Origin of the sequence: Thiohalocapsa sp. ML1, from assembly GCF_001469165.1 — a bacterium.
Lineage (GTDB): Bacteria > Pseudomonadota > Gammaproteobacteria > Chromatiales > Chromatiaceae > Thiohalocapsa.
Genome location: NZ_JABX01000001.1, coordinates 274,728 through 293,275, shown reverse-complemented (window position 1 = coordinate 293,275; position 18,548 = coordinate 274,728). Strand labels below are relative to the sequence as shown.

The window sequence follows — 18,548 nt, the reverse complement described above, 5'->3', positions numbered from 1 at the left end:
GATCAGCGCCCGCCCGGCACCAGCGGCAGGCCGCCTTCGTCCGAACCGATGATCACGACCCGGGCGTTGTCGGACGTCGCCAGGTCCCGGGCCGCGCGGATGCCCTCGTGGCGCAGCAGGCGCGGTGTGAGCGACGCGTCTACCGTGGCCTGGAAGTCCCGTATGCCGGTGGCCTCCGTGCGCTTGCGCTCGGCCTCGCGATGGGCGGTGTCCAAGCGGAAGTCATAGGAGGCCAGCAGCTGGCGCTGCTGCAGCTTGTCCTCGATGGCGGCGGTGACCCGCTCCGGCAGGCTGATGCTGCGGATGACGATGTCGTCGGCCTCGACGAAGTTGCGGCCCACCTCGTCGCGGGCCAGCAGCACGGCGGCGCCGAGCAGCCCGTTCTCGTTGGTGTAGATCTGCTCCGCCGAGAAGCGGGACAGCTCGCGGCGCAGCACGGATTCGGCCTGCGGCACCACCACCCGGTCGGCGTAGTCGGGGCCGACACGCTGGTGCAGCAGCCCGAGCTGCTCCACCTGCGGCTGGTAGCGGATGGCCAGCTCCAGGTGCACCGGCAACCCGCGCACCGACAGCACGTCGAGCTCGTGCATGACCACCTGACGGCGGGTCTCGTAGGGCACCATGGTGTCCCAGGGTGGGATGATGTGGAGACCCTCCGGATAGACCCGTTGGGTCACGGTGCCGGTGAAGAACCGATACAGCACGCCGGTCTCGCCGGGCTCGATGGAAATGAAGATACGCCGCCAGAGCAGCGCGGAGACGAGCACCAGCAGCAACACCGTAACCAACAGCACCGGCAGCCGCCGGCCGAGCCAGCGCCCGAGCGGCGAGCGCTCGTCAGCCCGGGCGGCCGGCTCGGCTTGGGCGTCGGTCCGGGACACGTCAGGGGCGACCTGAGCGGATGTTCGCGCCCGGTGCGCCGAGCATCATGGCGCCGCCGCTGCCTGCTCGCCGGCTTCCGCCCGCGCCTCGGCCGCGGCCGCCTCGCCCTCTTTGACCTTGCGCGCAAACAGCCGGCGCATCGCCTTGAGATCGACGTCGAACAGGTTGCCGCCGCCTTCGAAGTGCTGCACGAAGACCTGCCCCACGGCGTAGGTCAGCGCCCCGCCGCCCACGGCCACGCTGCCGCTGCCGAGCAGCGAGCCGATACCCGGCATCAGCTTGGCGCCGGAGCTCAGCCCTACGACGGTCAGCACCGGCGCGCTGCCGGCCAGCAAAGAGGTGACGATGGCGCGGGTGCGGAGCTTGTCGAAGGACACCCCGTAGAGGCCGGACAGGCCGTGCACCATCGCGACCTGATTGCCCGCCAACAGGGCCAGGTCGAACAACGGCAGCGGCACCAGGCCCAGCGTCGTCGCGACCAGCACATGGTTCTTGATGCGGACATCGGCCTGGCGGCGCAGCGTCGCCGCCTCGGCGGCGTCGATCTCCTGCTCCAAGCCGTCTGCGCCGGCGGTGTCGCCGGCCTCGGCGTCATGCGTTTGCGCCGCGGAGTGTTCGTGGGTCATCGGCAATGAGCTCCTGTGGGCACCGGGCTGTCGCGCGCTGCGCCATCTGCATGCGCGCGGCAGACGTGGGAAGCGACGGGGGTTCTCGCGGGATGGTCCCGCACACGCTGGATCAGCGCTGGTTCAGTGAGGCGTATAAGACTGTAAGCGCTCGCCCCGGGCACCACAACGCAGGCTCGCGCGGACAAGACGCACGCCAAAAGGTGTCAAGAAGCGTCTTCCAATCTTAAATATCAGAGGCTTACTGGCGCGCCCGGTCATTTGCCGTGCCGGGCGCCGCGCCCGGTGCTTGCCAGGCGCAACGGGAAGTTTGGCCAGCGCAAGCCGGAGCCGCCGACGTAAGCCCTAGTCCGACTGTTCCGGTTGACTACAGCCCGCATAATGCGGGAAACGCTGACATGGGTGCCTGTGTCCGCTGCGTCTTTCGCAGCCGTTGCGCGCGTGCGGCGGTGCCCATCCGACCGCCCTGTCAAGCGGGCCGTCCCCCAGGAAGGACGGTATGTACAGGACTTCGATCGAGCGACCATCACAGATAAAGAGAGCGCGCATGATCAATCCAAGCACAGCAGCGGTGGCCGAGTGGCGCCCCGTCGGCGAGCCGTTTTCGGTGGTTGTCGATACCGGCGCCGCGCCGGTGCCCGAGCCGCCCCTCGATGCCGCCCCGCCCCCCCTGGAGCGCGTCGAAGACCCCGCCCACCTGCTGGTGGTCGATGACCAGCTCGACGGCCTTGAGCTTGTCATCGCCCATCTGCGGGACTACGACTTCGCCGTCAGCACCGCGGCGACCGGCACCGAGGCGCTCGCCGCCGCCGACGAGCATCGGCCGGACCTGATCCTGCTCGACGTGTCCTTGCCCGGGCTCAACGGCTTCGAGGTCTTGCGGCGCCTGAAGCAGGCGACCGCTACCGCCGCGATCCCGGTGCTGATGGTGACCGGCCATCGGGACACCGAGCACAAGGTTCGCTGCTTCGAGCTCGGCGCCGCCGATTACCTGGTCAAGCCCGTGGCGGAGGCGGAGCTGCATGCCCGGGTGACGGCCCAGTTGCAGCAGACCCGTCTCCGGCACGCCTTGTCGGCGCGGCTGCGCAGCTACGAGCAGCGCTTCGGCCCGTTGGATGAGTCTGTGCCCGGTGCCGCGGGCAAGACCGGGACGCGCGCGGATGCGGCTTTACTGATGCGCGCCCGGCAGATCCTGCGCGAACGGCTGGCTGAACCGCCCTCCCTGAATGAGCTGGCAAGCCTCGTCGGCACCAATCAGCCCCGGTTGTCGAAGGGCTTTCGCACCCTGTTCGGTACCACCGTCTACGGCTTCGTGCGCGAGTCCAGGTTGCGGCGCGCGCGCGAGCTGCTCGCCGAGACCCAGCTACCGGTCAAGAGCATCGCGCTGGAAGTGGGCTACCGCGGCACCAGCGACTTGACGCGCGCCATCAAGGGCCATTGGGGGCTCACGCCCACCGCCCTGCGCCACCGGTTGCAGACGGCCCCGGCGCGTTGATGGCAGGCGTTGGCTAACGGCCATGGCGACCAACGCCACCCCGGAGGATGAAAGGCGCTGCTCGCCATGGCCGTTTCCCTCACCCCGGCCCTCTCCCAAGGGGAGAGGAGGAGTAAGGAGCGCGCTGCGCGCGACTTTCATGGTAATGCAATGCCCGCGGGAATGAGCTCGGACGCCGAAGCCCGAGACAACGAGCGCGTCTCCGACGAGGTCGTCGACGAGGCTATCGACGCCGGTTGGCGCCGGCGGCTGCGGCGCTGGCTCGCGCCGCGGATGCCGTTCGTGTCCATCGCCCTGCAGTTGCTGCTGCTGGCGGTTATTCTATTCGCGGACCGGATCTTCATCCGCATCCAGGCCGGTGAGGCCGGCGTGCACTGGAATCGCTTCACCGGCACCCAGGTGGCCAAGGTCTATGGCGAGGGACTGCACGTCATCAGCCCGCTGGACCAGATGACCCGCTACGAGGTGCGCAAGCAGGTGGCGCTGCACCGCCTTGACGTGCTTTCCAACGAGGGCCTCACGCTTACCCTGGACCTGGCCATCCGTTACCAGCCCGAATACGACCTGCTCGGCATGCTGCATGAGCGCGTCGGCCCCGAGTACCTGACCCGGGTCGTGGTGCCGCAGACCGAGTCCGTGTTGCGCAAGGCGCTCGGCAACGCCACCGCCGAGGCCATCTACACCAACGAGGGCGGCCTGCTCACCCGCGCCATGCTCGCGGCCATGGCGGAGATCGGCCGCAACTTCGTTGCCGTCGAGGACATCATCATCCGCAGCATCGAGCTGCCGGAGTCCATCCGCATCGCCATCGAGGACAAGATTACGCAGCAGCAGTTGCTCCAGTCCTATGTCTTCCGCCAAGGGACAGCAGAGCGCGAGGCCGAGCGCAAGCGCATCGAGGCCGGCGGCGTCGCCGACTACCAGCGCATCGTCGACGAGAGTCTGAGCGACGCGCTGCTGGACTATCAGGGCATCCGCGCGACGCAGGAGCTGGCCGCCTCCGGCAACGGCAAGACCGTTGTCATCGGCGCCGGGGGCGACCTGGCGCTGCCGATCTTCATGCACGACGGCAGCCCGACGGACGCCGCCGGCAGCCCGGCTCGGCACCCGGCACCGGAGAGCGACGCGCCGCCGGGCGTCGACGGCGTGCCGAGCGCGGTCGGCGAGGGCTTGAGCGACCCGAGCGACCCGACTGCTCGCTGAGCTGCGCAGGCGGCGATTGCGACAACGACAACGACGACGACAACGAAACGACAACAACGCGCCGACGGCCGCGACGCCGGCTCGGTCCCGGCCGGCCCGGGTGCTGCACGACGGCGCCGAGATCAGCGCGCCCGCGGAGACCCTCGCGCCCGGCGATGTGGCGCTCGTCGCCACCGGCGAGCCGGTACCGACGGACGGGCGCATCCTGGCCGGCAGTCTCAGCGTCGATCAGCAGCAGCTCACGGGCGAGCCGCCGCGGAGGCCCGCGGCGCCACCGCCCTGCTGGTCGCTACCGCCGCCGGCGTGCAGGGCGTGATCAGCCTGGGCACGCGGGCGCGCGTCGAGTCCGCCGGCATCGTGCACTTCCTGACCGACCACGGCATCAGCCGGATCGCGCTGGGCATACCCTGCTGCACGACATGGACCACCATGCCCAGCGCGCGGCGGCCGAGCAGGGCCTGGGCTACCGCAGCGAGATCGCCGACGGCCTGCCGGCGCGCGTCCAGACCGACGAGCGCCGCCTGCGCCAGGTGCTGCACAACCTGCTCGACAACGCGGTCAAGTACACCGATGCCGGCGAGGTCATCCTGCGTGCCGGGCCGTTGCCGGGTGCGCGCCCCGGCGTCTGGGTGGAGGTCGAGGACACCGGCCGCGGGATTCCGGAGTGCGAGCGCGAGCGCCTGTTCCGGCCCTTCGAGCAACTGCACCCGGGCCAGCCGGGCAGCGGGCTGGGGCTCGCCATCTGCCAGGAGATCGCGAAGCTGCTGGACGGCCGGCTCACGCTCGACAGCGCCCCGGGCCGCGGCAGCCGCTTCCGCTTCGAGCTGCCGCTGCGACCCGCGCCACCGGGTGCGGTGCACCCGGCACCGTGCGCGGACGTGGTCGGCTACCGCGGCGCGCGCCGCCGCGTGCTGGTGGTGGACGACGACCGCCCGCGGCGCCGCGCCGGGGTATGCCGACTCGGGTCGGCGCGCCGACGGCGCGGCGCAATGCCGCGCAACCGGCGCGACGCGCTGCTCGGCGCAACGGCCGTACGAGGCGCGCGCTCGGCGCGGCGGAGGAGACTTAGGCATACCGGGGGCCGACCGGCTTGCCGCTGCCCACACCCGCTTTCGCAGACGCAACGCTTGCCGCGGCGGCTCTTGGAGTGCCGATGCTAGGGTTTCGCGAGGTACACCGGACGCCGCGCGCCTGCGCCGCGGCCTCGATAGCTCGCGCTCGCAGACCATGCTCCAACATCCCGACTTCCTCGTCGTCGGCGCCGGCCTTACCGGTGCCACCCTGGCCCGCCTGCTCGCCGATGCCGGCCACCGCGTGGTGGTCGTGGAGCGGCGCGATCGCATCGCCGGCAACCTGCACGACAGCGTGCATGAGTCCGGCATCCGCATCCACGACCACGGGCCGCACTACTTTCGCACCTCCTCGGCGTGGATCTGGGACTTCGTCAACCGCTTCGCGTCGTTCCATCCGTTCGAGGCACGCATCAAGAGCCTCGTGGACGGCGAGCACGTGAGCTGGCCGCTCGGGCGCGCCTACATCGAGCGGCGCATCGGCGCTTGGCAGCCGCCGCCGCGCACGCATGGGGCGCGCGACTTCGAGGAGGCCGCGCTGTCGTTGATGCCGGCGCCGGTGTACGAGACCTTCGTCAAGCCCTACAACGAGAAGCAGTGGGGCGTGCCGGCGCACAGCCTGAGTGCGGATCTGTGCAAACGCTTCGACGTGCGCGAGGACAACGACGACCGCCTGACCCCCAAGGCGACCTTCCAAGGCGTGCCGCGGCAGGGCTATGCGGCCATGCTCCAGGCGATGCTGAGCGGCATCCCGGTGCTCATGAACCAGCATTTTCGCGCCGCGTCGGACTGGCTCGCGCCCAAGCGGCTCACCTTCTTCACCGGCCCCATCGATGAGTACTTCGACTACTGCGACGGCCGGCTGCTGTACCGGGCGCAGCGCCGCGCCCACCGCTGGCTGCCGGACACAGACCTGCACCAGCCCTGCGTGCAGGTCAACAACCCGCTGCACGAAGCCGGGCCGCACATCCGCACCATCGAATGGAAGCACCTGATGCCGGAGGCCTATCGGCAGCGCATCACCGGCACGGTGCTGACCACCGAGACGCCCTACACGCCGGATGACCCGGCGGAGTATGAATACCCGTTCCCGGACGCCGCGAACCAGGCGCTCTACCGCCGTTACCGCGAGCGCGCCGACGCGGTGCCGAACGTGGTCTTCTGCGGGCGGCTCGGCGAATACCGTTACCTGGACATGGATCAGGCCATCGGCCGCGCGCAGACCATCGCCAATCGCGTGCTCGAAGGGCGGGAGGCAGCCTAGTGCCACGGTGCAGCAGCCCATTGATCCCATCCGCTCGTGGTCGTCGGCGTTCTCGCTGTCGTTGTCGACATCCCGATCGTGCGTCCTCGTCGATGGCAACGCCGATCTCGACAGCGACGACGAGGCAACCCGGCCTCCGCCTTTTCACGGTGAGGCGCTAGCAATGGCAGGCATCGAGACAACCTCGACCGGTCACGCCCGGCGCGACTACGAGTGGCCGAGCCCGCTGCGGTCCACCGGCAGCGTCGAGGACACCGGCGCCATCTTCCACGAGACCCTGGCCGCGCTGGCCACGCCGGCCCCGGCGCTGCGCGCGGTGCCGGCGGCGCTCGGGGATGTGCCGACGCAGGGCGCGCAGGCGGCGCCGACGCCCGCCCGCCGCCTGTTTCCGGCGGACCGCTGGCAGATGCGCGCCTGCGTGCAGGCCTGCGCCGGGCGCGACGAGGCCGCCGTGGTCTACACCAGCCGCGCGCCGGTGCCGGACCTCACCGACGTCAACGACGAGCTGATGTTCGCCACCGGCTACGCCTTCCGCCCCGGCACCGACGACCTGATCCGCGAGGGCGCGGACGGCTATCTGGTCGGCTACGGCGACACGCTGCACCTGTGCCTGGACGTCATCGAGCGCCTGCTCGCCGACGGCATCAGCATCGGCCTGGTGGGCAAGCCGACGCTGGATGCGCCCGACCCGGCGATGCTCGCGCGCCTCGCCCGCGCCCCCGCCGTGCTGCTGATCGAGACCTTGGCCGACCCCCTCGGCATCGGCCCGCGGCTAGAGGCTTGGCTCGATGAGCTCGGCTTCGGCGGTGCCTATGCGCGGCTCGCGCTGCCGGCCGACCGCGACGGCCTGCCGCAGGCGCCGACGGCCGGGCACATCCTCGGCGCGCTGCGCCGGCTGCTGCCGGCACGCTCGGGCGCCCACACCGCCCGGGCACTGACCCGCGAGGAGCTGCGCGACCGCGCCGTGCGCTGCATCGCCGTCGATGACTCGGCGGCGGGTCTTGAAGAAGTGGACCTGCCCGCGCCGAAGGTCATCGGCACGCTGGACCACCGCCTGGCCGCAAAGCTCGGTCCCTATCGATTCCAGACGCCGTTCGCCGCGGAGCTCCGCGACGTGCGCCTGCTCGGGCCGCACGCCGTGGGCTTCACCGCGGACGGCCGGCCCATCCTGGAGACGGCCGCCAACCGCATCGACGTGCTCGGGCGCAGCCTGGACCGCACCCCGCCCGAGCGCTTCGACGCCCCGGCAACGGCGCACCTGGATCTGGCCCTGTCGCTGGTGGACCTGTGGAGTCCACTCTACGCGCATTGGCTGATGGAGGGTCTGACCCGTTTGCAGGCTTGGGAGGCCTATGCCGAGGCCACCGGCGAGCGTCCGGCGCTCATCATCGACGCCGACCCGCCGGCCTGGATGCGCGAATCGCTCCGGCTCATGGGCGTGGACGCGGACGCCTGCGTGCAGTGGCGCGGCGGCCCGGTGCAGGTGGAGCGCCTCGTCATCGGCACGCGCCGGCGCGAGCGCGGGCGCGTGTCGGCGCGGGCGCTCGCGTGGGTGCGCGAGCGGCTGCTGCCGAACCTGGACCCGGCGCCCTCCCCCGGCCCCCGGCGCATCTTCATTACCCGTGCCGATTCGCGCTTCCGCCAAGTGCGAAACGAGCACGAGCTGCTCGCGGCGCTGGCACCGCTCGGCTTCGAGTGGGTGCGGCTGTCGGACCTGCCCTGGCCGGAGCAGGTGCGGCTGTTCCGCGACGTGGAGGCCGTGGTGGCCGCCCATGGCGCCGGCATGACCAACCTCATGTTCTCCACGCGCCGGCCGCTGGTGGTCGAGCTGTTTGGGCAGAAGGTCAGCCACATGAACTACACCCTCGGCCTCGGCACCGGCTGCGACCATCGCGTGCTCTGTTGCAAGCCGGACGGCGACGACCTCTGGGTCGACACCGAACGGCTGCAGCGGCTGATCGAGATGTAGGGGACAGCGGCAATGCCATTCATCGACGTCGTCGCCCGCGGTGCGCGGCTGTTTCCGGAGCGTCCCGCGCTCCTGTTCGCGGACCGCGCCTTCGATTACCGGGCGCTCGATGCCGGCATCGACGCCGTCGCGGCCCGGCTCGACGCCCTCGGAGCCGGCCCCGGCGACCGGGTCGCGCTGCTGCTGCCGAACGGAGCCGCGTTCGTCGCCGCCTTCTATGCCGTGCTGCGGCTCGGCGCCATCGCCGTGCCGCTGGCCGCCGCGGCGGCGCCGGCGCAGCTACGCGCCCAGCTCGACGACGCCGGCGTGCGGCTGCTGTTGACCTGCGATGCGCTGGCCGCTGCCGCCGACCGCGCGGTGGTGAACGCGCGGGTGCGGGTCGGCATGGTCACCGACGCCTGGCTTGCGCCGGCGGCGACGCCGGCGGCACGGCCCGAGCTTGCACCGGACCTGCCCGCGGCGATTCTCTACACCTCCGGCACCACCGGCGCGCAGAAGGGCGTCACCCTGTCGCGGCGCGCGCTCGACTTCAATGCCGAGGCGACGGTGAATGCGCTGCGGCTGGGGCCGGAGGATCGCGTGCTCGGCTGCCTGCCGCTGTCGCACTCCTTCTCGCTGACCGCGGCCATGCACACTACGTTCGCGGCGTGCGCGACGCTGGTGGTGCAGCCGGAATTCGACGCTGCCGCGACCGCCGCCGCCATCGCCGCGCACGCCGTCACGGTGCTGCCGGCGGTGCCGCCGGTGTTTCGCATCCTGCTCGACACCGCCGCGCCGGCGGCCCTCGCGTCGCTTCGGCTCTGCCTGTCCGCGGCGATCCGGCTGCCGGCCGACACCGCCGCGGGCTGGGCGGCGCGCTTCGGCGGCGTCATCCACGAGGCCTACGGCTGCACCGAGACCTCGATGACCTGCTTCAACCATCGCCTCTGTTACCGGCCGGGCTCCGTGGGCACGCCGCTCACGGGCGTCGAGCTGGCGGTGGTGGACGACCAAGGCCGGCCTTGCGCCCCCGGCGAGGTCGGCGAGGTGCAGGTGCGCTGCGACGGCGTGATGCTCGGCTATTGGCGCCGGGACGACCTCACCGCAGCGGTGCTTCAGGACGGCTGGTATCGCACCGGCGACCTGGGCTGCGTGGACGATGACGGCTACCTGTTCCTCACCGACCGCCTGAGCGACATCATCAACACCGGCGGGCGCAAGGTGCTGCCGTCCGACGTGGAGGCGGTGCTCGTGTCGCACCCGGATGTGGCGGAGGCCGCTGCCTTCGCCGGGCCGAACGCGCTGCTCGGTGCCGACGTGCGCGCCGCGGTGGTGCTAAAGCCGGGCCGGCCCTGGCAGCCCGAGGCGCTGGCCGCCCTGTGCCGCGCGGAGCTGCCGGACTGGCAGTGCCCGCGCGCCATCCACCGGCTCGAGACGCTGCCGAAGGCCAAGTCCGGCAAGGTGCTGAAGCGGGAGCTGAAGGAGCGCGCGGCGGCCGGCGACCTCGGCGGCGGGCTGCCGGCCGCGCCCGCCGGCGCTGCCGGCCCCGCACCGGCCGCGGGCGCCGACGCACCGGCGCGGACCGCCGAGCGACGCCGCGCCATCGCCGAGGCAATCGCGAGCGTGCTCGGCACGCAGCCGGCAGTGGACGCGGACCTGCGCGGGCTCGGGCTGACATCGCTCAAGGCCTCCGAGCTCGCGGTGCTGCTGGAGGTCATTGCCGGCCGCGCGCTGCCGGTCACCATCGCCTTCCAGCACCCGACCCTGGCGGCGCTGCAAGCCCATCTGGCCCCGGCGGAGGACCAGGTCGCGGGGGCCGCGTCGGAGCAGGCACGGTTGCAGCGACTCAGCGATTCAGCCATCGCCCGAGCCCCGCACATCGACAGCTACGCCAGGCTCGACTTCGTCCACACGCCCTATCTCAACTTCACCGTGCGCCCCGATTACCGCTCCAAGGTCATCTGCACGGACCGCCACGGCTTTCGCGTCAGCCACGACGCGGACGGCCGCGTCGATGCGGACGGCTGGTTCCAACGCCCGCACCGCGCGCTCGCCGTGGGCAACTCCTTCATGTTCGGCTGGGGCGCCTCCGCCGATGCCGAGACCATCCCGTCGCTGCTCAACGCGCGCACGCGCTTGTGCTTTCTCAACGTCGCCACGGCCGGCGCCAACAGCATGCAGGACGTCATCAGCACGCTGCCCTTCCTCGCCGACGCCGAGCTGATCCTGCTCGGCGGCGGGCTCTCGAACCTGCTGCGCGCGCTGGAATACGAGCCGCACAACGCGCTGTTCGGCGGTCTCGTCGGGCGCGAGTTTTTCGCGTTCACGCGCGCGCTGGATTTTCGGCAAGTGCTGGAGCTGCTTGGCCAGTCCCACGACCCCGCCGCCGCGCTGCCGCCCGCCGGGCAGGCCGCGGCCGCGCTGCTGCGCGAGGCCATGGCGGCCCACGCCGAGGGGCTCGCGCGCTGGCAGCGCGAGGGCTGGAGCGAGGCCGAGGTGACGCGCCGCTTCGAGCGCGCACTCGCGCACCAGCGCCGGGACCTGTCACTGCTCGCGCGCGCCAAGCCCGACGGCGCCCGGCTCCTGTTCGCGATGCAGCCGATGGCGATGCTGGCCAAGCCGCGGCACGCGCTGACGCCGGAGGAAGAGGGCCTGTTCGCCGTGCACCAGCACTACAACACCATGTGGAAGCAGGTGGTGGAGCCCTATGCCGAGCGGCTGCTGCCGGCCTTCATGGACGCGGTCGCCGAGCACTGCGCCGCGCTCGGCGTGCCCTACACGGACCTGAACCAACTCGACTACGACGGCTGGTGCTTCTGCGATCAGGGTCATCTCACGGACCGCGGCAACCGCATCGTCGCTGATTCTCTCGCCAACTGGCTCGACGCCGCAGGCAACGAGGGGTAGACCGAGATGCACGTTCTGGTCACCGGCGGTGCCGGCTACATCGGCAGCGTCACCGGCGCGCTGCTGCTCGACGAGGGTCACTCGGTTACGGTCTTCGACAACCTGGAGCTCGGCCATCGCGCGGCGATCGACACGCGCGCCGCGCTGATGGTCGGGGACCTGCGCAACGCCGACGCCATCGATAGGGCCATTGCCGAAACACGCCCCGACGCCGTCATGCACTTCGCGGCCGATGCGCTGGTGGGCGAGTCCATGGCGCAGCCGGAGCGCTACTTCGGCAACAACGTCGCCGGCGGCCTCAACCTGGCCGCGGCGATGCTGCGCCACGGCGTCCGGCGCATCGTGCTCTCCTCCACCTGCGCCACCTACGGCGAGCCCGAGCGCCTGCCCATCACGGAGGACAGCGCGCAGCGGCCGACGAATCCCTACGGCGAGTCCAAGCTGATGCTGGAGCGGGCGCTCGACTGGTATCGGCGCCTGCACGGGCTGCACGTGGTGAGCCTGCGCTATTTCAACGCCTGCGGCGCCGCCGGCGGGCGCGGCGAGGACCACAGCCCGGAGACGCACCTGATCCCGATCCTGCTCCAGGTGGCCCTCGGGCAACGCGAGCAGGCCTGCATCCACGGCGACGACTATCCGACACCGGACGGCTCCTGCATCCGCGACTACATCCACGTGTCGGATCTCGCCCGCGCCCATCTGCTCGCGCTGACCACGCCGGCGAGCGGCGCCTTCAACCTCGGCACCGGCAGCGGGTTTTCCGTGAAGCAGGTACTCGCCGCGGCCCGCGCCGTCACCGGCCACCCGATCCCGGCCAGCGTCGGCCCGCGCCGCCCCGGCGATCCGCCGGTGCTCGTCGCCGCCGCCGACAAGGCGCGGCAGGTGCTCGGCTGGACGCCGCAGATCACGGCCATCGAAGACATCATCGCCAGCGCCTGGGAGTGGCATCGCGCGCATCCGGATGGCTACGGCGGGTGAGCCCTGCCCGGCGGTGCAGGCAACATGCCCGCCCGACGCGCGCATCCGCACGGCGCCGTCCTCGGATCAGGTTCGTTGCGCCTAGAACGCGATGGGCATACCTTGCCCACCAGCAAACGGCAATCCCGGCGAGGCGCGGAAATGGGTGAGAGCGTGATTGTGAGAGACCCCGAAATTCTCAGCGGAACCCCAGTGTTCGCCGGCACCCGAGTGCCCGTCGCCACGCTTCGACTGTCTCGCCGCCGGAGACTCGATCAACGACTTCCTGGACGGCTTTCCGAGCGTAAACCCCGAGCAGGTCATCGCTTACTTGGAAGAGGCGAGGGAGAAGACCCTTGCCGCGGCTTAAGGTCTTGCTGGACGAGTGCGTCGATCGGCGATGTAGCCGCCATCAGCATGCCTGAGTCGCTTCGACATTGGTCGCTTAACCATATTGGCAGCCAGGCCGATTGACTCCTTCGGGGTGTCAAGTGTGCTCGCGCACAACCGGGGAAGCCAAGAGACGAGACTGATCAGACGGCTAAGACACGGTCAAGAACCACGCTTCGGTGGCTTCGGTGAGTAACCGGGCGCGGTCCGGGTTACTCCTGAAAAGACGCACGAAGCTCCGTACGCAATTAGCGTGCGCCGAATCATCCGCGGTAAAGCGCGACAGCAACTCCGTCGCTCTGCGGCGCTCTTGCGCCGACATGGCTTGGTCCGATTCCTTAACCAACTGCGGATAAACCACCTGGAGCAAGCGCGCGCGTTCGCGAAACAGATTCTTCCTCCCGCTTGCATCGTCCAGACGGAAAAACGCGATAACGACCAGTGCGCGTCGCCTGCTCCACCGGCGACGCTTCTTGGCACGCGGCGACAGTCCGTGAAACTCGATGAGCGTCTCGGGATCAACATCGACACTACCGAGCGGATAAATCAAATAGGGGTGCTCATCGGCAACCATCCGCCTCGGCGACTCACCATCAAGGCAATATGCCTCTTCCACTGGGAAGCGAGCACCCTTCAGCGAGGAATTGCAGGGCTTGCAGCACGCGCAATAATTGAACGGATGATACGCGAGCCGATAATAGCCGGCGTTGCTTGCGGGTACGGGGACAGGGGCCACGCCTAGAAGCGAAAGCCCGTCGGGCGGGTCCCACGCCGAGATCCTTCCTTTGGGTCGGAAATGCTCTACGTCCCACTCGACCAAGCCGTAGGTCTCAGGCTCGAGCGTGCGCTCGCAGTAGGCGCACTCGTTCCCTTGCAGGCGCATATAGACCGCCTTCACCTCGCTCCAGATGGAGCTGGTCTCGTCATAGCGCCCTTCTTCGCGAATCATGCGTGTACGGTCGGCCGCACGTCGGAGCCATCCAGGTTTGTGCTGCTCAATGCGATCACTAAGCTCATTGAGCTTGATGGGGAAGCGAATCACCCCAGCGCCTCCGAGCCGGCGCTCATCTCCCGGAGTAGCTCCAGGGCTGCTTGGTCGTCGCCCTCGCGCGCCCGCAGCGTCAACGCCTTCAGCCGGGCCTCCTTTGACGGGGCACGGGTAGAGCGCAGCCCAAACAGATCGGTCAGCAAGAGCTGATCCGCGTCCAGCCCGTGAATGCGCTCCGGGACGCGCACCACCTTGCTGGCCTGCTGCGGTTCGGGAACCATCACCAGCACATTCATCCACTCCAAAGAGCCGGCGATCAGGGGGCTGTGGCTGGTGACGATGAACTGGATATGGGGCAGAGCCTTGGCGATCATCGGCAGCACCTGCATCTGCCACTGCGGATGCAGGTGCAGGTCGACCTCATCGACCATCACCATACCGCGGTTGTCCGTCAGCTTGCGCCCCCGCGGACAGGTCTCGCAGATGTGATACAGCAGGTCCCCGATCCAGCCGAGATAGGCCCGGTATCCGTCGGACAAGGCCGGGAACGGCACCTTCAGTCCTTGGCGCTCGAATAGGTACTCCCCTTCATCCATCTCCCCCTGAAAACCGTATCGATCCTGCCCCACCAGCTGATTGACGAGCTTGATGACTTGCCTGTATTGGCTGGGCTTGCGCTCTTTGAGGCCCGGCAACCATGCGCTCAGCGGGATCAGCGAGTAGGCATCCTCGAACAGGCTCTTTACGCGCTGAGCTCGGATAAACGACGAACTGCTGCGAGCCCCGAAATCGAGTTGTTCGCGCCGCTCCACGCGGCGGGTGGCGCCATAGCCGACGAAGAAGAAGGCGTCCGATTCGGCCTTGTAGATCGGGTGCCAAGGCTTCTCTTCAGCATGCGTCCAGTGCAGGGATTCCAAGTCACCGGAACGTTCGACCGCAATAGCGGATTCAATCCTTGTGATCCTCCTCAAGTCGCCATTCGGATCGTCTTGGGCGTGGTGGGTGAAGATCGCCTCGATGCCGGCCTTGCCCCCGTCTACACCGTCCGGTGGGTTCCCGGCCTTGCGGATCAAGTGATAGGTATATATTCCGGATCTATCGACCGCGGGTCCCAGCGCGGCCAAGGCGATCGCTTTGAGGAGCGTGGTCTTTCCAAGGCCGTTGTCGCCCAGCAGCAGATTGACATTGGGCAAGGTTGGCTTGGGCAAGCCGTCGCGATCGAAGTCCCGATCGGGATGCACAAAGTCGGCACTGGCGGCGCGAAAATTACGAAAGTCGCTGATCTGTATTCGATCGATGTACATGGTGATCTCCGCTAGTACGCGCTGACGGCTCGGAAGGCGCGCAAGCGTCCAAGCGTCGCCTCGATCCGGAGTGCGGCATCGGCGGTCACGATGGGCCGGAATACGCACAGGCAAGACTCGATGCCCTGAAGGATGCGATCCAGGCTTCAAGCCTCAAGGATGCGGTGCTGCGCAGCAGCGCCGTGATGCTGCTGCTCGCGCGCGAGCTGGCCGATGGCAAGCATCTGTATCTGGGCGAGCGACGGGAATCCGCCGAGCGCCTGGTGCTGCCGGAGCTGGAGTCGCTGTCGCCGCACTGGCGTTGGCTCGTGGCGCGCCCCCACCCCTGGCGCAGACAGCTCTGGGTCAAGGGGCGTCGCGTGCTGGCGTCCCGGGTCTTCAGCGACATGCGCGCCAACGACCTGACGCCCGAGCAGATTGCCGAGGATCTGGATCTGCCGATTGCCGCCATCGATGAGGTCGTGCGCTACTGCGAGGAGAACGCGACCCTGATCGCCTTGGAGTGCGAAGAGGAGCGGCGGTGGCTCGGCGAGGCGGGAGTGGTATCGCCGACTCCCTGAAGAACTTGGAGGATGCCGCTGTCCCCTTGCGCGGCGCATTCTTGGCGCTGAACGCCTGGCGTTATTGACACAATGATCAAACCGGGTGCGGCACGTATCGCCACCAAACCGCGCTGATCTCATTGGCGCGTCAACGGCGACGTACGATCGTCACATCGGCAACGTCGCGCCCGCGTCTACCTGCGCCGACGCTGCAACAGGTCGGGCACCACGCGCCGCCGCCGATCGTGGCGCCAGTGGCGCCATCCATTGCGGGCTTGCCACTGCCTCCAATCCGGTTTGCCCGCACCCGGTCACGGGTGTTCGCCCGAGCTCCGCAACCCGACGCTCGCGACGGCTTCGCAATCACAACGCATCCTTTCGCAGAGCCAAGGGTCAGCGCCACACGGCGGGACTGCATCGGGGACACTGGAGTCCCCGTCAGCGACCCGGACCGGACAGCGTGCCGAAGCCCCTCACCAGATCACCGCAGCCAGCGCAGCAGCGCGCCGCCGGCCCCGCTGCCGACGGCTTCCGGGTGCTCGATGCGGTGATCTTCGGCGGCTCGGCGTCGGGGCTGTGGATCCTGCGCCAGTTGGCGGCGGCCGGGCGCTTCGCCCTGCTGATCGAGACGGATCGGCTCGGCGCGGGCCAGACCGCGGCCTGCCAGGGGATCATCCACGGTGGGCTCAAGTACACGCTGAACGGCCAGCTCAGCGCTTCCGCCCGCGCCATCCGCTCCATGCCGGCGGTGTGGCGGGCGTGCATCGACGGCGTGCGCGCGCCCGCCCTGGGCCGAGGCGTGCTGCGCGCCGACCACTGCCACCTCTGGCACAGCGGCCGGGCGCTCGGGCATCTGGGGATGATCGGCGCGCGCCGCGGGCTGCGCGTGGCGCCGGTGCCGCTGACCCCGGAGGAACGCCCGCAAGTGCTCGATGCCGTGCCGGGCTTGGTGTGCCGGCTCGACGAGCAGGTGGTGAGCCCGCGCCGGCTCGTCGGCGCGCTGGCCGCGCCGGTGCAGAACCTGTTGCTGCGGGCCGCGCCGGACGCGGTGGGCGTCGAGCACCTCGCCGACGGCGGCCTGATGCTGGTGCTGGACCCGGCCCGCACCGAGGCCACCGGCGCGCGGCCCCTGCTGCTCCGGCCGCGGGCCGTGATCCTCGCCGCCGGCATCGGCAACGCGGCGCTGCGGGCCAAGCTCGGGCTGAATCGCCCCTTGATGCAGGTGCGCTCGGTGCAGATGCTGCTCGCCCGCGGCGACCTGCCGGAGCTGAACGCCCACTGCGTCGAGGGGGCGTCCGCGCTGGTCACCATCACCTCGGACCGCGACTCGGCAGGGCGGACGATTTGGCAGATCGGCGGCGGCCTGTCCGAGGACGGCGTCGACCTGGCCGCCGACGCGCTGGTGCGGCACGGCCGGCAGGTGGTGGGCGCCGCGCTCGGCGGCCGGGCGCTGTCCGGCACCGAATGGTCCGCGTACCGCGCCGACAAGGCCGAGGTCACGACCCCCGGCGGCCAGCGCCCCGATGACGCCTTTGCGCTACGCGAGGGCCGCATCATTACTGCCTGGCCGACGAAGCTCGCGCTGGTGCCGCGGCTCGCCGAGCGCGTGCTGGCGCTCGCGGCGCCGCTCTTCGGCGACCGGCCCGCCGCACCCGTCGATTGCCGCGCACTCGGCTGGCCGCTGCCGGCCTTGGCGCCGCCGCCTTGGGAGGGGAGCCTGCAATGGACCGCCGCAGACTAGGTCGCAGCGATCTCATGGTCGCGCCCATCGGCTTCGGCGCGGTCAAGATCGGGCGCAACCAGGGCGTCAAGTACCCGCGCGCCTACGCGCTGCCCGACTCGCACGCCGTCGAGCGGCTGCTGCACGGCGTGCTCGACGCCGGCATCAACCTCATCGACACGGCGCCCGCCTACGGCAGCAGCGAGGCGCTGATCGGGCGCCATCTCGCGCACCGGCGCAGCGAGATCGTGCTCGCCACCAAGGTCGGCGAGCAGTTCGCGGACGGGCGCTCGAGCTTCGACTTCTCCGCCGCCGGCATGCGCCGCTCCATCGAGCAGAGCCTGCGGGCGCTCTGCACCGATGCCGTGGACATCCTGCTGCTGCACTCCGACGGCCGCGATCTCGACATCCTGACCCAAACCGACGCCGTCGCGGTGCTGCTCGATGCCCGCGCGCGCGGCCTTGCCCGCGCCGTGGGCCTGTCCGGCAAGACCGTCGCCGGCGCCCGCGCCGCCCTCGCCTGGGCCGACGTGCTGATGCTGACCTACAACCTCGAAGACCGCTCCCACGCGGCCGTGCTGGAGGAGGCCCGCGCCGCCGGGGTCGGCGTGCTGGTGAAGAAGGCGCTCGGCGCGGGGCAGCTCGATGCCGCCGCGGCGATCGGCTTCGCGACCGCACCGGCGGCGGTGGGCGCCGCGGTGATCGGCTCGCTCAGCGTCGCGCACATGCGCGAGAACCTGGCTGCCGCCGCGTCGGCCGCCCCTGCGCACGCGTGCGGCGCATCGCACCGGGAGACGAGCCATGCCTGAGGCGACCTGGCAATCCGGCAGCGACGGCCGCGAGCCCCCGGGCGCCGACATCGTGCTGCTGAACGCCCGCGAGGAGGTCCTGCTCGTGCTGCGCGACGACAAGCCGGAGATCCCCTACCCAAACACCTGGGCCCTGCTCGGCGGCTATCTGGAGCCGGGCGAGACGCCGACGGCGGCCGTGCTGCGCGAAATCGCGGAGGAGATCGGCGTCCATCTGACACCGCCGCCGCTCTTTCGCACCTACCGCTGGCCCGAGTGCACCGAGCACATCTTTTGGCGGCGCCTGGAGCTGGACCCGGCGCGGGTGGTGTTGGCCGAGGGCCAGCGGCTCGCCTGGTTCGAGCGCGGGGCGCTCGCCGGGCTGACCTTCGCGTCCCACTACCGACAGATCCTCGACGACTTCTTCGCCTGCGCACCACACCGGCCGTCCGCGGTCGGCTGAG

Annotated in this window: 17 protein-coding genes; 13 read left to right on the top strand and 4 right to left on the bottom strand. The window is 70.2% G+C overall.

The annotated features are described in order from the left end of the window. Positions 1–2 precede the first annotated feature (2 nt). Positions 3–881 carry a prohibitin family protein gene (locus tag ML01_RS01170; RefSeq protein WP_058553545.1) on the bottom strand — a complete coding sequence of 293 codons (879 nt, stop codon included), beginning with the start codon at positions 879–881 and terminating at the stop codon, positions 3–5. A 45-nt stretch (positions 882–926) separates the two neighbouring features. Next, positions 927–1,508 carry a YcjF family protein gene (locus tag ML01_RS01165; protein WP_058553544.1) on the bottom strand — a complete coding sequence of 194 codons (582 nt, stop codon included), beginning with the start codon at positions 1,506–1,508 and terminating at the stop codon, positions 927–929. Between the two features lie 547 nt (positions 1,509–2,055). Here ML01_RS01165 and ML01_RS01160 point away from each other — a divergent pair. From ML01_RS01160 to ML01_RS26735, 9 genes are all read left to right on the top strand, one after another. Next, on the top strand, positions 2,056–3,003 hold the full coding sequence (locus ML01_RS01160; RefSeq protein WP_162267941.1) for a DNA-binding response regulator: 948 nt from the start codon (positions 2,056–2,058) through the stop codon (positions 3,001–3,003). Positions 3,004–3,165: 162 nt separating this feature from the next. Then, a complete protein-coding gene (locus ML01_RS01155) occupies positions 3,166–4,206 on the top strand; it encodes a prohibitin family protein (RefSeq protein WP_058553542.1) in 1,041 nt (346 codons plus the stop codon). 100 nt (positions 4,207–4,306) lie between these two features. Continuing rightward, positions 4,307–4,522: a hypothetical protein gene (locus ML01_RS01150; protein ID WP_058553541.1), complete on the top strand. Its 216-nt coding sequence runs from the start codon at positions 4,307–4,309 to the stop codon at positions 4,520–4,522. A 103-nt stretch (positions 4,523–4,625) separates the two neighbouring features. Continuing rightward, on the top strand, positions 4,626–5,366 hold the full coding sequence (locus ML01_RS01145) for a sensor histidine kinase KdpD (RefSeq protein WP_058553540.1): 741 nt from the start codon (positions 4,626–4,628) through the stop codon (positions 5,364–5,366). Beyond that, positions 5,278–6,540 (top strand): FAD-dependent oxidoreductase, encoded by a 1,263-nt coding sequence (locus ML01_RS01140; protein WP_256363605.1) that lies wholly within the window; start codon positions 5,278–5,280, stop codon positions 6,538–6,540. Before ML01_RS01145 ends, ML01_RS01140 begins: the two co-directional genes overlap by 89 nt. 163 nt (positions 6,541–6,703) lie before the next feature. Continuing rightward, positions 6,704–8,509 (top strand): glycosyltransferase 61 family protein, encoded by a 1,806-nt coding sequence (locus tag ML01_RS01135; protein WP_058553538.1) that lies wholly within the window; start codon positions 6,704–6,706, stop codon positions 8,507–8,509. A 12-nt stretch (positions 8,510–8,521) separates the two neighbouring features. Then, positions 8,522–11,395 (top strand): AMP-binding protein, encoded by a 2,874-nt coding sequence (locus tag ML01_RS01130; protein ID WP_058553537.1) that lies wholly within the window; start codon positions 8,522–8,524, stop codon positions 11,393–11,395. A gap of 6 nt (positions 11,396–11,401) precedes the next feature. Beyond that, positions 11,402–12,373, top strand: a complete 972-nt coding sequence (galE, locus tag ML01_RS01125) for a UDP-glucose 4-epimerase GalE (RefSeq protein ID WP_058553536.1) — start codon at positions 11,402–11,404, stop codon at positions 12,371–12,373. Between the two features lie 24 nt (positions 12,374–12,397). Continuing rightward, on the top strand, positions 12,398–12,826 hold the full coding sequence (locus ML01_RS26735) for a DUF433 domain-containing protein (RefSeq protein WP_371258167.1): 429 nt from the start codon (positions 12,398–12,400) through the stop codon (positions 12,824–12,826). A 67-nt stretch (positions 12,827–12,893) separates the two neighbouring features. On the opposite strand, the gene ML01_RS01120 is transcribed toward ML01_RS26735, so the two are convergent. Then, entirely contained in the window at positions 12,894–13,784 is an 891-nt protein-coding gene (locus ML01_RS01120) for a hypothetical protein (protein ID WP_156427489.1), read from the bottom strand. Continuing rightward, positions 13,781–15,034: an AAA family ATPase gene (locus ML01_RS01115; RefSeq protein WP_082673824.1), complete on the bottom strand. Its 1,254-nt coding sequence runs from the start codon at positions 15,032–15,034 to the stop codon at positions 13,781–13,783. The genes ML01_RS01120 and ML01_RS01115 overlap by 4 nt, the downstream gene beginning before the upstream one ends. 164 nt (positions 15,035–15,198) lie before the next feature. Here ML01_RS01115 and ML01_RS01110 point away from each other — a divergent pair, with 164 nt between their 5' ends. From ML01_RS01110 to ML01_RS01095, 4 genes are all read left to right on the top strand, one after another. Continuing rightward, positions 15,199–15,594 (top strand): hypothetical protein, encoded by a 396-nt coding sequence (locus ML01_RS01110; protein ID WP_216819084.1) that lies wholly within the window; start codon positions 15,199–15,201, stop codon positions 15,592–15,594. Between the two features lie 442 nt (positions 15,595–16,036). After that, positions 16,037–17,317 (top strand): FAD-dependent oxidoreductase, encoded by a 1,281-nt coding sequence (locus ML01_RS01105; RefSeq protein WP_058553534.1) that lies wholly within the window; start codon positions 16,037–16,039, stop codon positions 17,315–17,317. Then, a complete protein-coding gene (locus tag ML01_RS01100; RefSeq protein ID WP_058553533.1) occupies positions 17,299–18,105 on the top strand; it encodes an aldo/keto reductase in 807 nt (268 codons plus the stop codon). Before ML01_RS01105 ends, ML01_RS01100 begins: the two co-directional genes overlap by 19 nt. Continuing rightward, positions 18,098–18,547, top strand: coding sequence for an NUDIX domain-containing protein (locus ML01_RS01095; RefSeq protein WP_058553532.1), 450 nt, complete (start codon positions 18,098–18,100; stop codon positions 18,545–18,547). Before ML01_RS01100 ends, ML01_RS01095 begins: the two co-directional genes overlap by 8 nt. Position 18,548 lies beyond the last annotated feature (1 nt).

Excerpts from the sequence above, each read along its gene's own strand:
- ML01_RS01160 (WP_162267941.1), top strand. The coding sequence starts at position 2,056 with ATGATCAATCCAAGCACAGCAGCGGTGGCCGAGTGGCGCCCCGTCGGC.
- ML01_RS01165 (WP_058553544.1), bottom strand. The coding sequence starts at position 1,508 with ATGACCCACGAACACTCCGCGGCGCAAACGCATGACGCCGAGGCCGGC.
- ML01_RS01115 (WP_082673824.1), bottom strand. The coding sequence starts at position 15,034 with ATGTACATCGATCGAATACAGATCAGCGACTTTCGTAATTTTCGCGCC.
- ML01_RS01155 (WP_058553542.1), top strand. The coding sequence starts at position 3,166 with ATGAGCTCGGACGCCGAAGCCCGAGACAACGAGCGCGTCTCCGACGAG.
- ML01_RS01095 (WP_058553532.1), top strand. The coding sequence starts at position 18,098 with ATGCCTGAGGCGACCTGGCAATCCGGCAGCGACGGCCGCGAGCCCCCG.
- galE (WP_058553536.1), top strand. The coding sequence starts at position 11,402 with ATGCACGTTCTGGTCACCGGCGGTGCCGGCTACATCGGCAGCGTCACC.
- ML01_RS01100 (WP_058553533.1), top strand. The coding sequence starts at position 17,299 with ATGGACCGCCGCAGACTAGGTCGCAGCGATCTCATGGTCGCGCCCATC.
- ML01_RS01135 (WP_058553538.1), top strand. The coding sequence starts at position 6,704 with ATGGCAGGCATCGAGACAACCTCGACCGGTCACGCCCGGCGCGACTAC.
- ML01_RS01145 (WP_058553540.1), top strand. The coding sequence starts at position 4,626 with ATGGACCACCATGCCCAGCGCGCGGCGGCCGAGCAGGGCCTGGGCTAC.
- ML01_RS26735 (WP_371258167.1), top strand. The coding sequence starts at position 12,398 with ATGCCCGCCCGACGCGCGCATCCGCACGGCGCCGTCCTCGGATCAGGT.
- ML01_RS01130 (WP_058553537.1), top strand. The coding sequence starts at position 8,522 with ATGCCATTCATCGACGTCGTCGCCCGCGGTGCGCGGCTGTTTCCGGAG.